The organism is Ilumatobacteraceae bacterium (assembly GCA_033344875.1).
Lineage (GTDB): Bacteria > Actinomycetota > Acidimicrobiia > Acidimicrobiales > Ilumatobacteraceae > Ilumatobacter.
Genome location: JAWPMO010000001.1, coordinates 2,940,215 through 2,952,208, shown reverse-complemented (window position 1 = coordinate 2,952,208; position 11,994 = coordinate 2,940,215). Strand labels below are relative to the sequence as shown.

The 11,994-nt window shown below is 65.7% G+C and carries 11 protein-coding genes; 9 read left to right on the top strand and 2 right to left on the bottom strand.

Going from position 1 to position 11,994, the window contains the following annotated elements:
- Positions 1–2: 2 nt before the first annotated feature.
- Positions 3–725 carry a DUF429 domain-containing protein gene (locus R8G01_13945; GenBank protein MDW3215101.1) on the top strand — a complete coding sequence of 241 codons (723 nt, stop codon included), beginning with the start codon at positions 3–5 and terminating at the stop codon, positions 723–725.
- A 10-nt stretch (positions 726–735) separates the two neighbouring features.
- On the opposite strand, the gene R8G01_13940 is transcribed toward R8G01_13945, so the two are convergent.
- Positions 736–1,221, bottom strand: coding sequence for a hypothetical protein (locus R8G01_13940; protein MDW3215100.1), 486 nt, complete (start codon positions 1,219–1,221; stop codon positions 736–738).
- Positions 1,222–1,463: 242 nt separating this feature from the next.
- Between R8G01_13940 and R8G01_13935 the strand changes: the two genes are divergently transcribed.
- The 3 genes from R8G01_13935 (at position 1,464) to R8G01_13925 (ending at position 5,488) form a co-directional block, all read left to right on the top strand.
- Positions 1,464–1,787 carry a type II secretion system protein gene (locus R8G01_13935; protein MDW3215099.1) on the top strand — a complete coding sequence of 108 codons (324 nt, stop codon included), beginning with the start codon at positions 1,464–1,466 and terminating at the stop codon, positions 1,785–1,787.
- Positions 1,788–1,890: 103 nt separating this feature from the next.
- Positions 1,891–3,663, top strand: coding sequence for a glycosyltransferase family 39 protein (locus R8G01_13930; GenBank protein MDW3215098.1), 1,773 nt, complete (start codon positions 1,891–1,893; stop codon positions 3,661–3,663).
- Between the two features lie 217 nt (positions 3,664–3,880).
- Positions 3,881–5,488: an O-antigen ligase family protein gene (locus tag R8G01_13925; GenBank protein ID MDW3215097.1), complete on the top strand. Its 1,608-nt coding sequence runs from the start codon at positions 3,881–3,883 to the stop codon at positions 5,486–5,488.
- On the opposite strand, the gene R8G01_13920 is transcribed toward R8G01_13925, so the two are convergent.
- Positions 5,485–7,164: an O-antigen ligase family protein gene (locus R8G01_13920; protein MDW3215096.1), complete on the bottom strand. Its 1,680-nt coding sequence runs from the start codon at positions 7,162–7,164 to the stop codon at positions 5,485–5,487. The genes R8G01_13925 and R8G01_13920 overlap by 4 nt on opposite strands.
- A gap of 127 nt (positions 7,165–7,291) precedes the next feature.
- Between R8G01_13920 and R8G01_13915 the strand changes: the two genes are divergently transcribed.
- From R8G01_13915 to R8G01_13895, 5 genes are read left to right on the top strand one after another with little or no spacing between them, the layout of a single operon-like run.
- Positions 7,292–8,233: an NAD-dependent epimerase/dehydratase family protein gene (locus R8G01_13915; protein ID MDW3215095.1), complete on the top strand. Its 942-nt coding sequence runs from the start codon at positions 7,292–7,294 to the stop codon at positions 8,231–8,233.
- Positions 8,230–9,204 carry a hypothetical protein gene (locus R8G01_13910; GenBank protein ID MDW3215094.1) on the top strand — a complete coding sequence of 325 codons (975 nt, stop codon included), beginning with the start codon at positions 8,230–8,232 and terminating at the stop codon, positions 9,202–9,204. The genes R8G01_13915 and R8G01_13910 overlap by 4 nt, the downstream gene beginning before the upstream one ends.
- Positions 9,201–10,322 (top strand): glycosyltransferase, encoded by a 1,122-nt coding sequence (locus tag R8G01_13905; GenBank protein MDW3215093.1) that lies wholly within the window; start codon positions 9,201–9,203, stop codon positions 10,320–10,322. Before R8G01_13910 ends, R8G01_13905 begins: the two co-directional genes overlap by 4 nt.
- The gene (locus tag R8G01_13900) at positions 10,319–11,014 is read left to right on the top strand and encodes an NAD-dependent epimerase/dehydratase family protein (GenBank protein ID MDW3215092.1); all 696 of its coding nucleotides are present in this window, start codon (positions 10,319–10,321) and stop codon (positions 11,012–11,014) included. The genes R8G01_13905 and R8G01_13900 overlap by 4 nt, the downstream gene beginning before the upstream one ends.
- Complete coding sequence (locus R8G01_13895; GenBank protein ID MDW3215091.1) at positions 11,004–11,957, top strand: methyltransferase domain-containing protein; 954 nt, start codon at positions 11,004–11,006, stop codon at positions 11,955–11,957. The genes R8G01_13900 and R8G01_13895 overlap by 11 nt, the downstream gene beginning before the upstream one ends.
- The last annotated feature ends 37 nt before the right edge of the window (positions 11,958–11,994 follow it).

The following is an 11,994-nucleotide window of genomic DNA, read 5'->3' as shown; positions in this document are numbered from 1 at the left end:
CGATGGCCGGCCCGCGCGACAATCCCTTCAAGGCGATCGGCGGTGCGACGCCGTGCCCCGGTGGCTGGCTGGTGTTGCCCGCTCGGTTGGCCGGTGTCACGACCGTCGCCGAAGAAGCGTTCGTGTTGAAGACGCTGATGGAGGTCTTGGACTACCGGCCCAAGTTCGACTTCATGGCGATCAACATCCCGTTCGGTTACCCCGCGCGGCCGCAGGGGCAGTACCGGCAGTGCGATCAGGAGGCCCGCGAGATGGTCGGGTGGCCGCGCATGGTGAGCCTGCGGCCGGTGCCGTCGCGGCCCGCCCTGTTCGCGAAGACCCGCAAGGAAGCGATCGAGCTCGAGCCGTGGTTGACCAAGAACGACTTCCGCCACTTCCGGTGGATGAAGGAAGCGGCGACCGAGATCCAGCCGTTCCACAGCCGGTCGGTGTACAGCGGCAACGCTGCGCTCTCGTTCCAGCACATGAACGGTGATCAGCCGCTCAAGACCTCGCCGTACCACGAGGAGGGCCGCCGGGAGCGGCTCGAGATGATCCGCGCGAAGTTGCCGGGGGTCGACGACGTGATCGAACGGATTCCGCCCGAGGGTGCCGGTCAGGTGCACATGTACGAGGCGGCGGCGATGCTGTGGACGGCTCGCCGTGCATCCGGTCGTGCGATCTCACGGTTGCCCATGGACCCGGAGTGGGACGAGGGCGGCATCCGCGTCGAGCTGGTGCGGTAGCTCGGGTGGCTCAGGTCATCGAGAGGCCGGCGACGGGTTCGCCGCGCTGTTCGGCCATCACCGTGTCGAGGAACGCCGCCATCGTGTCGGCGAGTTCGTTCTGACGCTCGAAGCACCGTTCGACGCTGGTGCCGAGCTCGGCGATGCGGCGTTCGACGTCGCCGATCCGCTCGGTGGTGGTCTCGCTCGACGGACCGGGCCGTGTGCCGGGCACGTGCACGTCGGGTTCGCCGGAGCGGACGTGTTCGATCAACCCGATGAGGGTCTCCCGGTTGCGATCGAGGTCGGCGCGCGCTTCTTCGCGAGCGAATTCGGCCTGCTGTCGGGCGATCTCGGCGTGGGCGGCGATCGTTGTGAACTGTGAGTCAACTCGGGCCTTCAGGTCGGCGACCTCGGCTCGGAGTTGTTCAACGGTCGTCAAGAGCTCGGCGGCGGCCTCGTCGCCGAGAATCCCGCGTTCTCCCAGCGTGTGCTGCATTTCGCGGCGGTGGAACATGGGTGCCTTCTTCACTCGGTGTGGCGGTTGGTGCGCTCTGGGCACCTTCAGTCATGGTTATCGGCAGCGTTTCGACTTGTCTTGAACTTTGGAATTCTCTTGGAAAAACACGTGTTCAGTCCTAAAGTATTGCTACCGCAGTGCCGAAGACCACAGTGCGCAACCGGGAGCCTGTCTCACGGTGCGGTAACCACCAGTGAGATAGCTTGCCCATACTGGGCGGAAGGAAAAAGGAAACCATCATGAAGAAGCAAGACGAGGGCTTCACCCTCATCGAACTCCTGATCGTCATCGTCATCCTCGGCATCCTGGCCACCGTCGTGGTGTTCTCGGTCCGTGGCATCACCGATGACAGCAAGGCGAACTCCTGCCAGACGGAGTACCGCACCATGGAAGTTGCGCTCGAGGCGTACTTCGCCCAGTACGGCGGCACCAGCATCCCGACCCAGGCGCAGCTCGAGTCGGCCGGTCTCATCCGAGACACGTCGGCCAACTCGACTATTGACAACGGCACCGGCGAGGTCGGACCTCGGGCCAACGGCGAATGCGTCGGCATCGCCAACTGATCAACAACTAGTTGGACGAGCCCCGCAGCTTCGGCTGCGGGGCTCGTTTGCTTTTTCGGCGAAGAACTCGTCCGGCGCTCCCGCATCGGGTTGGATGTAGTCCGTGACATTGTCGCAACGTGACGACCTTCAAGACACTTGCGCGGGCTACGAGTCCGAGATGGCCCAAACCGGAGTTGACTCGTTCGAGCCGAGGGCGCTGCTCGCGGTTGGGGCTTGCGTTGCGCTGGCGAAGTGGGCCTTTGCTTCGGACCGACGCATCTTCCACGTGTACTTCGACGAGCCTGCACAGTTCGCGATGGCGCGATGGCTATCGGGTCGCCAGTCGTGGACTCTGTTCGATCTTGATACGTGGCAACCTGGCTATGCGTTGTTGATCGCGCCGATCTACTTCGTCACCGATGACGTAGCGACGGTATTCCGGGCGGTGATGGTGCTGAATGCCGTAATGGGAGGGGTTTCGGCGATCTTGCTGGTGTTCCTCACTCGGCGGTTGACGGACGTCTCAAGGGCTGCCTGCTGTGGCTTGGCTACGGCGATCTCCCTGCTGCCGATGTCGCTATCGGCGTCCGCAGTTGCTTGGGGTGAGCCACTTATCACGCTGTTGTTCCTTGCAGCGTTGCTGTCGATGCTTCGTTACCTGGACAACGATGACTTTCGTGCGGGCCTTCTGTCGCTAGCGCTCGCCGCTACAGCGGCGCTCACGCACGGACGGATGCTGCCGCTTGTGTTCGTGGTCGCGGCCATCGTGATCGCACGCGAAGCTCGTGCGGGCAGTGTGAGGCAATGGCGACCATGGCTGACCGCTGGGATCCTTGCGGCATCGCTGGTTCTCACCTTCTCGTTCTCGGCGTTCGTTCGGGAGAGAGTATGGGAGACGCCGGGTGGCGAGAACTCGATTCACTCCACCTTGAGCCGGCTAGCGGACCCTACGTTGGTGGCAAGTTCGTTTCTTGGGCAGCTCTGGTATCAGTTGGTCGCTTCGGCCCTGATCTTCGGAATCGGCACGGCCGTATTGGTAAGGCGGATTGTCGGTCCATTGGCTTCGCCGCTGTTGATCGGCAGGGGCCGCGACGCGTTGGCGGTCTTGGCGATGACAGCGCCCCTCCTCGCAGTCTCGGTGCTCTTCATGGCCCGTGCTGGGCGACCGGATTTTGCGATCTACGGCCGCTACAACGATGCTGTTGTCGGCCCCATCCTCGTTGTTGGGTTGGCGTGGTTGTGGCGCGTCCCTGCCTGCCCGCCGCGTCGAGTCGTGGCGATGATTGGTGGTTGCTTGGCCGTCACGGTGGCGACGACGCTGTACGTCGAATCGCGGAGTGGTGATGCGCTCGGCGCAGATCTTGGATTGGCCCCGATGGTCGCTGGGATGCTGCCGTTCACAGACCGAGGACAATCGCTCTCGCCTATTCTGGGAGCAGCAGTGTCGATCGTCGTGTGCTCCGTCTTGCTCGGCTCCCGCCTGCTGACGATGCCACGCTCGGAAGTGGTGTTTGGGGCGGTGGTCACCGTCCTCGTGTTCTCCGCTGGGGGGCTCACGTACTCCGCGCTCCGGCCCGTGAACGAATACGAGACAGCGTCCGCTGTCAGGGTTGTCCGCGGCATTGTGCCGCCTGACACGGCTATCGGCTATCACTTCGTGAGTCGGGATGAGCCGAGCTACGTTTCGATGAACGCGCAGCGACGCGCGGCACTGCTCTACCAGGCCTACTTGCCAGACTACGAGATCGTTCGTGACGCCGGCCTCGATGATGGGGTAGGACCGTTCGTCTTCGCTCCTCGTCTCGACCCGACCTTGACCGAGGCAGGAGCCGTCGAGCTCTGGGTCGCACAGGATTCCGGTATGGCTCTCTGGCGTGAACCGGTCAGCCCGTGAGCTCGCCGGGCCAACTACGGTCGCGGAAGTGACGACCCGGGATCTGGTTCCGCTCGAGCCCGGTTCGGCCGACGACAACACAGTCGCTGACAGCAACCCTGTGTCGCTCCTTGCAAGGTGGGGCATTTCGCCGTGGGACGCCGCGGGATTGGTGCTCGCTTGCCTTCTGGTCGTCGCGTTCGCCCCGCCCTTGTTTCTTGATGGTTGGACGCCTCGAATGGCGATCGTCGTGGGTGTCGCGCCGCTCGGGCTCGTGTTGCTCGCCCGCCGAGCGCTCGCCGGCGATGTCGCCTCGAGGGTGCTCGCCGGTGCACTCGCGTGGACGGTGTTGTCCGGATTGGTCAGCGGTGCCCCTCGCTCGGCGTTGCTCGGCTTCGCGGGACGCGATCTCAGCGCCCTGACGGTCGTGGGCGCCTCCGGCTTCTGGATGATCGGTCGCAACATGTCGCATCGTGGCCGATCGCTGCTCGTCGAAGTACTGGTCTGGTCGACATCAGCGTGCGCGCTGGTCGGAATTCTCCAGGTGGTCGCCGATGTCCAACAGGGGCCGCTCCGTCTGTTGGCAGGGCGTCCAACTGGCTTCGTGACCAACCCGGTCTACTTCGGGGCGCTGGCATCTGCCGGTCTGGTCGCAGCGACACTGTGTTGGGGCCCCTCGTGGCGGCGCATGACGCTGCCCGTGGTGGTCCTTGGCATCGCGACCAGCCTTTCTGGGTCCCGTGTCGCGCTCATGGCCGCGATCCTCACGCTGCTCGCTCAGGCAGTCTTCATCCGTCGGCGTGAGATTTGGATGGCCTGCGGGCTCGCCTTCGCTGCGATCGCAGGTGGTGTTCTGCTGGACCGGACGGTCGGTGCCGGTCGGAATGCCGCCAGCCGACTCGGCGAGACCGCTGAGATCGCTTCGGGAGACGGTCGCTTCACGGTGTGGAGGTACGGGTTCGAAGCGTGGCTGGATCGCCCGATCCTGGGGCACGGATTCGGTCGCTTCCGTCCGGCGGTGCAGGGCAAGTTCTCGCCGTCGTTCGTGCGCGACCACGCAGCCGACGAGGTCGTGCAGCCGTGGTTCGATCCGCACAACGTCGGTGTCGGTGTTCTGGTGGCAACCGGCATCATCGGGGTGGTTCTGTTCCTCACCTGGGCGTTCATCTGGGGCCGGTCAGTTGGGGGACCGTTGGTGTGGCTGCTCGTGCCGATCGCGCTCCACTGGCTCCTCCAACCCGTGTCGCTCTTCACGCTGCCGCTCGCGATGCTGGTGTTCGCCGCGGCCGGTGCGCCTGAGGTCGTGAGCCGAGATGCGCTCGCCCTCGATCGATGGCTCAAGTCCGCCATCGCCGTGGGTTTGGTGCTGGGCCTGTCGCTCCTGCTCGTCGACGCTTCGTTCCAGAGGGCGTTGCAGCGGGAGGACGCCGGTGGACTGGACGCAATCGCATCTCTGGTTGGCGATGATCCCATCCTCGCTGACGTCGTCGCGCAGGCGTACTCGTTCGACGGTGATTTGGAGGCAGAGATCGAGTGGCGGGAGCGTGCGGCGTCGACCGAGCCGGACCGCCCCTTCTGGTGGTCGAGGCTCGCCGATGTACAGCGCCGTGCTGACCTGTTCGACGAAGCGGAGAGCTCGCTCGACCGAGCCTTTGAACTCCAGCCGTACAACCAGCGTACGCAACTCGTGGAAATCCTGCTGGCGTTGCACGCGGAGGACGAGAAGCGTCTCGACGCCGCGCTCGCTGTCGCGTGCGAGCTCGGGCAGAGCGATTGCACGCTCGACGCGGCCACCTTGATCGAGCAGCGGCAAGACGCCGAGGCGGAGTCGTCGGCCTCGCCTTAGTCGAGACCGAGTTCCGCCAGGCGCTTCGAAGCGAGTTCGAAGAGTTCGATATCGCCGGTGACCAACGCGACGCCGAGAGCGGTGCGCAGGGCCGTTGGGTTGTAGGCGTCGCGTTCGAGCGATCGTTGGATCTCAGTTACAGCGTCTTCGTTGCGGCCGGCGTCGAGAAATATCTCGGCCAACGTCGCACCCGCGACGGCGCTGAATGGCTCGAGTTGGGTTCGCTGTCGAGCCCAGCGGATTGCTTCATCGGTGTTTCCGACGGCTCGGTTCAGGTCTGCAGCACGCGATGCCAGCAGCGGGTCCGATGGCAGCCCCTGGATCTGGTTCGTGAACGCGGCTGGATTGTTGACGTTGCGGTGGAGCTGTTGGTCCACGATCAGGAGCCCGAGCGACATGACCGCGCCCAGCAGGACCAGTAGCTGCGTCTGTCGCTTGACCGTTCGCTGGGGCTCGGCGATCACCGGCGACATGGCGAGGCCGAGCCAGGCGAATCCCATCGGCCCGGTGGCCAGGGTGACGGGTTGCAGCAGCCAGGTGAGAGCAACGGCCAGCGCGGCCCACATCATTGGGCCGCGTGCACGACGCAGGGCAGACCAGGCGAAGAGACTCATGAAGACCACTGCGAACAGACCGCCGATGACGGCGTACTGCAAGAAAACGTTGTGGGCATCTGGCCAGCCTCCCCTGATCGGGTGGCTGGCGTAGAGCCTCACGAACTCTGGTTCGAAGTATGTCTGCGTAGCACTCCGGAACTGGCCCAGGCCATGACCGAACACCGGCTTGTCGGCGATTGCCTCGAGCGAGTACCGCCACAGTGTGCTTCGCCCGCCGTCCTCCAACGACGCCCGCGCCGCAACGTCGCGACCGCCTGTGAGGCTGGTCAATAGTCCGGCGATTGTCCAGCCGAACGCGAAGCTGCCCAGCAGCATGACTTTGGTCCGCTGTTCGGCTATTGCGACGCTGGCGATCGCTCCGATGACCAAGCCGACGAACGCGCCGCGAGAACCGGATAACGACACACATGCCGCGAAGAGCGTGACCGTTGACGAACCAATCAGCGTTGGAACGGATCGCCGAGCCCAGGCCGTCGCAGCAAGGGAACTCGCGCCCGCTGCGATTGCGCCGAGGGAAACCGGGTTGTCGAGCAGCCCACCAGGTCGCGAACCGATGAGCGCGAGAATGCCGGTTGTCGGAGCGGCGACAACCTGGATCAGGGCTGCAACGCAGCTCAATCCAGCGCCGGCCAGCGAGGCTGCGACGGCGAGCCTTCGTCCGTCCTGTTCGAGAGAGCGAGCGAGCGCCCAGAATGCCGACAGGACGATGAGGAACGTCAAGCTGGAATCGCGGCCGAAACCTCCACGGAGGTTCCAGAGCGGAGCATCCCCGATGAGCGTCGCGAAGGTGCAGCTGGTCATCAGGCCGAGGAGCCAGATCGTCGGTCTGTCCCAGCGGAGGAGGTTCGTCACGAACTGATATATCCCGAGCGGGACGACCAACAGCGCGACGACCATTCGCGGCGACCAGCTCGGGAGCAACACCGGCTCGATGTATGCGATCGGCAAGAGCAGCAACGAGAACGAAAGGGCTTTCGCCGTCCAGCTCGTTGGCGTCGACAGCAAGTCGCGCAAATAGTCGGCTGACCCGGTTGCGGGCTCGTTCGCCCCATTGTGCATCGCTCGGACTGTACCGACGCAGCGCAACTTGGTTTGGGACCCGAGTCCTCGTCAGACGGGTCACACGCCTGCTGGCTCGGGAGAGCTAGGTTCGAGACGTGCGTTCACGGCTATGGCGCGAGGCCCCATGACGACGGTTCTCGTGACCGGGAGCGCCGGCTTCATCGGGAGTCACATCGTCGATGCATGCCTCGACCGAGGCGATCGGGTCATCGGCGTGGACGTGATGACCGACTACTACGACGTCGGCCAGAAGCGGTCGAACATCGAGGGGGCCCGCTCCGACGACCGGTTCGAGTACCTCGAGGTCGACATCAACGACATGCCGCTCGATCTGCTCGACGGCGTCGACGTGATTTTTCACCAGGCCGGTCAGCCGGGTGTTCGGAGTTCGTGGCGTGATCAGTTCGACGAATACGTGCACCGCAACGTGTCGGCGACGCAGCGGCTGCTGGAGGCGGCTGTTCAGCGTGGTGTGGAACGTTTCGTCTACGCGTCGTCGTCCTCCCTCTACGGCAACGCCGAGCGCTACCCGGTCGACGAGTCGATGCGGCCGCAGCCATTCAGCCCCTACGGGGTGACGAAGCTCGCGGCTGAACACTTGTGCTCGCTGTACGGCGGCAACTTCGGCCTGTCCACGGTGTCGCTCCGCTACTTCACGGTCTACGGCCCGCGCCAGCGGCCCGACATGGCCACGCACCGCCTGTTCGAAGCGGCGCTGAACGGCACACCGTTCCCGCTGTTCGGCACGGGCGACCAGCTGCGTGACTTCACCTACGTCGGCGATGTCGTGCGGGCCAACCTGTTGGCCGGCGAGGCCGACGTCGAGCCAGGGCTCGTCGTCAACATCGCCGGCGGCGGGCAGTCCTCGATGCACGACCTGATCGCCGAGGTCGAAGCTGTGAGCGGGCGGACCATCCAGATCGACCGCCTCGATCCCGAGCGCGGCGACGTTGGCCGCACCGGCGCGCTGACCGACCGGGCGCGCGAGCTGCTGCGCTGGGAGCCACAGGTGGCATTGCGCGAAGGGCTCGAGCGCCAGTACGAGTGGCATCTGTTGCGACGATGACCGCGTTGCTGGTTGCCGGTGTGGTTGCGCTGGCCGGCACGCCAGCCGTTGTGTGGTTGGCGCACCGGTGGTCGCTGATCGACGAACCCAATCACCGCTCGTCGCACTCTGCGCCGATTCCTCGTGGTGGCGGCATCGCGATCGTCGTCGCAGTGATCGTGGCCGTGGTCGTCGCCGACGGCACCTCCGATGCGGTGATCGGCGCGCTCGCTGGCGCCGGTCTGCTGGGTGCGACCGGCCTGCTCGACGACCGGTTCGGTCTGCCCGCCATGCCGCGCCTGCTGGTGCAGCTCGTCACGCCGGTGGTCGCCACGTTGGTCGTCGTCGACCGCACCGGCGTGACCCTGGCCGTTGCAGTGATCGTCGCTGCGGTCGCGGTGCCCGCCTACGTGAACGCCTTCAACTTCATGGACGGCATCAACGGCATCTCCGGCACGCAGGCGGCGATCGCCGGCACCTTGCTCGCCGCGGTCGCGCACTCGCGTGATCTGCCGAACCTGCAGATCGCCGGCCTTGCCGTGTGTGGTGCCTCGTTGGGGTTCCTGCCGTTCAACGCGGTCCGTCCGAAGATCTTCCTCGGCGATGTCGGTTCGTACTTCCTCGGCTTCTGGTTGGCCGCGCTCGCACTGTTGCTCGTCGACGACGGTGCACCGGTCGTGGTGATCGTCGCGCCGTTCATGCTGTACCTCGCCGACACGTCGACGGTGCTGGTGCGTCGCGCCCGACGCGGAGAGCGCCTCATGGACGCCCATCGCGAGCACGCTTACCAGCGCCTCACCCAGGCGGGCTGGAGTCACGTCTCTGTGACACTGCTGTGTGCCGCGGTCTCTGGGCTCGCAGCGATCATCATGTACGTCGTGCTCGATTCGTCGCTGTGGCTGCAGGTGCTCGCGCTGCTGGGTTGCCTGGCGCTGGTGGCCGGGTACCTGGCGCTGCCCGAACAGATCCGACGAAGCGGTGCCCGAGCATGACGAAGCCGTCGGTGCTCTACCTGGTGACCGAGCCGTGGTACTTCGCCAACCACCGCCTGGACCACGCTCGAGCCCTGCTCGCAGCGGGCTTCGACGTGCACGTCGGAACCCGACGTGGCGATCGATGGGACGAGCTGGTCGTCGCCGGCTGCCAGGTGCACGAGGTCAAGATGGGCCGCGGCGGTGGAACGTTGCGTTCCTGGTTCGACGAGATCCGGACCGTTCGCCGACTCGTCCGTTCGATCCGGCCCGACGTGGTGCACGGCGTCGCACTCAAACCGCTCGCGTTGACCTTGTCGTTGATCCCGATGCGTCGTCGCCCGGCCCTGATCCTGAGCGTCAACGGGTTGGGTATCAGCGCTGCGGAGCGTGGGCTCGACATGCGAGTGATCCGCACCGTGATCCGTTCGGCGCGCCGTCTGCCGCGCGTGCATCTGCTGTTCCAGACCCGTGCCGACCGGTCGGCGATCGTCGGTGATCGGGACGACGGTGTGGTGATCCCGGGTGTCGGGGTCGACACCGAGCGGTTCGTGCCGCTCGACCGAGCCGACACGCCGCCGTGTGAGGTCGTGTACCTCGGGCGGGCGGTGAAGTCGAAGGGTCTGCTCGACCTGGCCGCCGCCTGCGAGACCGGTCAACTCGACGACGTCGAACTGCACCTCTACTGCGCTCTCGACGAGTCGAGCCCCGGCGCCCTGTCGGCCGACGAGCTCGAACGCCTGCAACGACCGAGCCAAGTCATCCTGCATGAACCCACCCGCGACGCGGCCGGCGTGCTCGGCCGGGCCCACGCGGCGATCCTCCCGTCGCGGGCCGGCGAGGGCGTGTCGAAGTTCGTGCTCGAAGCGCTGGCGTGTGGCACACCGGTGCTGCTCTCGGCCGAGTCGGGCAGCGGTGAGGTGATCGAGGCCGGGCGCACCGGGGTGGTGTTCACCGCCGGTGACGCCGACTCGATCCGTGCAGCGCTCGCCGAGGTCGCCGGCTGGTCGCCCGAGCATCGCAGCGAGGTCGGCGCCGAGTGCCGTGCCACCGCGCTGGAGCAGTTCTCGCTCGACGTGATCCTCCCGAGGATCGTCGAGTTGCACCGAGCGGCGGCGGGGATCGAGGGTCGAACGTGACCACGCGGGTCGCGGTGGTCGGCGCCAACGGTCGTGTCGGCTCGGCGCTGGTTCGACACCTGGCCGAATCGCACGAGGTCGTGGCGATCGAGCGGCGCCCTGGTGAGTCACCCGCCGACATCGCGTCTCGGGCAGCCGACGGCGTCGACGTGGTCGTGAACGCGGCCGGGGTCGCGCACCTCGAGCAGCCGACTCCCGCCGACCTCGAACGGTTGCGCGTCGGCAACATCGACCTGCCGCTGGCGTTGGCCGACGCGGCGCTCCGCGAGCGGGCCCACCTGATCCACATCTCGTCGGTGAAGGCGACCGCCGATGCCACCACGGAGTACGGACAGTCGAAGTACGAAGCCGATCGGCGGTTGGAGGCTGAGTTCGGAAGTCGTTTCGCGGAGGCCGGCCTGAGCCTGGTGATCGTGCGACCGCTCGCCCTGCTGTTCCCGCCGTTCGATGCCGGCAAGATCGCCCGCCTCCGCTTCCTGCGCTATTGGCCGAGCGTGCTGATGCCGCCGGTCCGGCTGCCGGTGCTCGCACCGATGGTGTTCCTCGATGCCGTGGCCGAGGCTCTTGACACGATCGCTGAACGCGGATCTGGCCATAGAGACTTCGAACGACACGAGCGCGGTACGTTGGCAAACGTGCGACGAGCGTTCCGATCTCACCGATGCGCGACGGAGGGCAATCGTGAAGGCTGAATGGTCCGAGATACGCGATCTGCTCGTCGACCCAGAAGATCACAGCCCGCTGGCCGAGGCCGCGAGAGGCGTTGCGCTCGTGTCGGAAACCGGTCGCCGTTTTGAGTTCGTTGACGGTCAGCCGGTCTTCCTGTCGCCCGACGGACTGGAGCTGAGTGGCTGGCGGTTTCCACCGATCGTTGTGGGTGATCTTCAGCGGCCAAAGCCGCAGCGCCGCGGACGGCGCATAGCGAAGCTAGTGAAGCGGGTGTTCGAACCGGCCGGCAGTAGACGTGACGCGGTTAACGAATTCGGTGAGCTGTTAGCGAGTGCTGGCGCCTCACCTCTCCTGCTCGTCGTAGGCGGGGCAACCGAAGGCGATGCGCTAGCCGCCCTGCTCCGATCGGACGGGGTCCGGGTGGTCGCGTTCGACATTTATCCGACTGATGAGACGGCGTTTGTTGCCGACGCCCATCGAATTCCTCTCGCTGATGAATCGGTAGATGGGGTCATTGTCCAAGCCGTGTTGGAGCACGTGTACCGGCCCGAGGTCGTCGTCGCCGAGGTCGAGCGGGTGGTGCGGGCCGGTGGTTTGGTCTATGCCGAGACACCGTTCATGCAACCGGTGCACGAGGGGGCCTACGACTTCACCCGCTACACGGTGTCGGGCCACCGGCTGTTGTTCTCCGGATGCGATGAGTTGCGATGCGGGCCGATCGGGGGGCCGGGCGCCTTGATAAATCTCGCTTGCCGCGGGCTCGTGGGTGGACTGATTCGAAGCCAAGCGATTGCGAAGGCTGCCTACCTACTGACGTTGCCGCTCCGTTCCATCGACCGCCTGGTCGATGCCCGTTGGCGGCGCGACTATGCGATTGGTGGGTACTTTGTCGGTCGGCGGAAGCCGAGCAATGATCCTGCCCCCGCTGATCCAGCTCAGATCTTCGAACTTGACGATCGCTCGTAGCGTCTCGCTCCGCTATCGCCATAGCGGGGAGGATCCA

Excerpts from the sequence above, each read along its gene's own strand:
- R8G01_13910 (MDW3215094.1), top strand. The coding sequence starts at position 8,230 with ATGACCGCGTTGCTGGTTGCCGGTGTGGTTGCGCTGGCCGGCACGCCA.
- R8G01_13905 (MDW3215093.1), top strand. The coding sequence starts at position 9,201 with ATGACGAAGCCGTCGGTGCTCTACCTGGTGACCGAGCCGTGGTACTTC.
- R8G01_13940 (MDW3215100.1), bottom strand. The coding sequence starts at position 1,221 with ATGTTCCACCGCCGCGAAATGCAGCACACGCTGGGAGAACGCGGGATT.
- R8G01_13915 (MDW3215095.1), top strand. The coding sequence starts at position 7,292 with ATGACGACGGTTCTCGTGACCGGGAGCGCCGGCTTCATCGGGAGTCAC.
- R8G01_13935 (MDW3215099.1), top strand. The coding sequence starts at position 1,464 with ATGAAGAAGCAAGACGAGGGCTTCACCCTCATCGAACTCCTGATCGTC.
- R8G01_13945 (MDW3215101.1), top strand. The coding sequence starts at position 3 with ATGGCCGGCCCGCGCGACAATCCCTTCAAGGCGATCGGCGGTGCGACG.
- R8G01_13925 (MDW3215097.1), top strand. The coding sequence starts at position 3,881 with ATGGCGATCGTCGTGGGTGTCGCGCCGCTCGGGCTCGTGTTGCTCGCC.
- R8G01_13920 (MDW3215096.1), bottom strand. The coding sequence starts at position 7,164 with ATGCACAATGGGGCGAACGAGCCCGCAACCGGGTCAGCCGACTATTTG.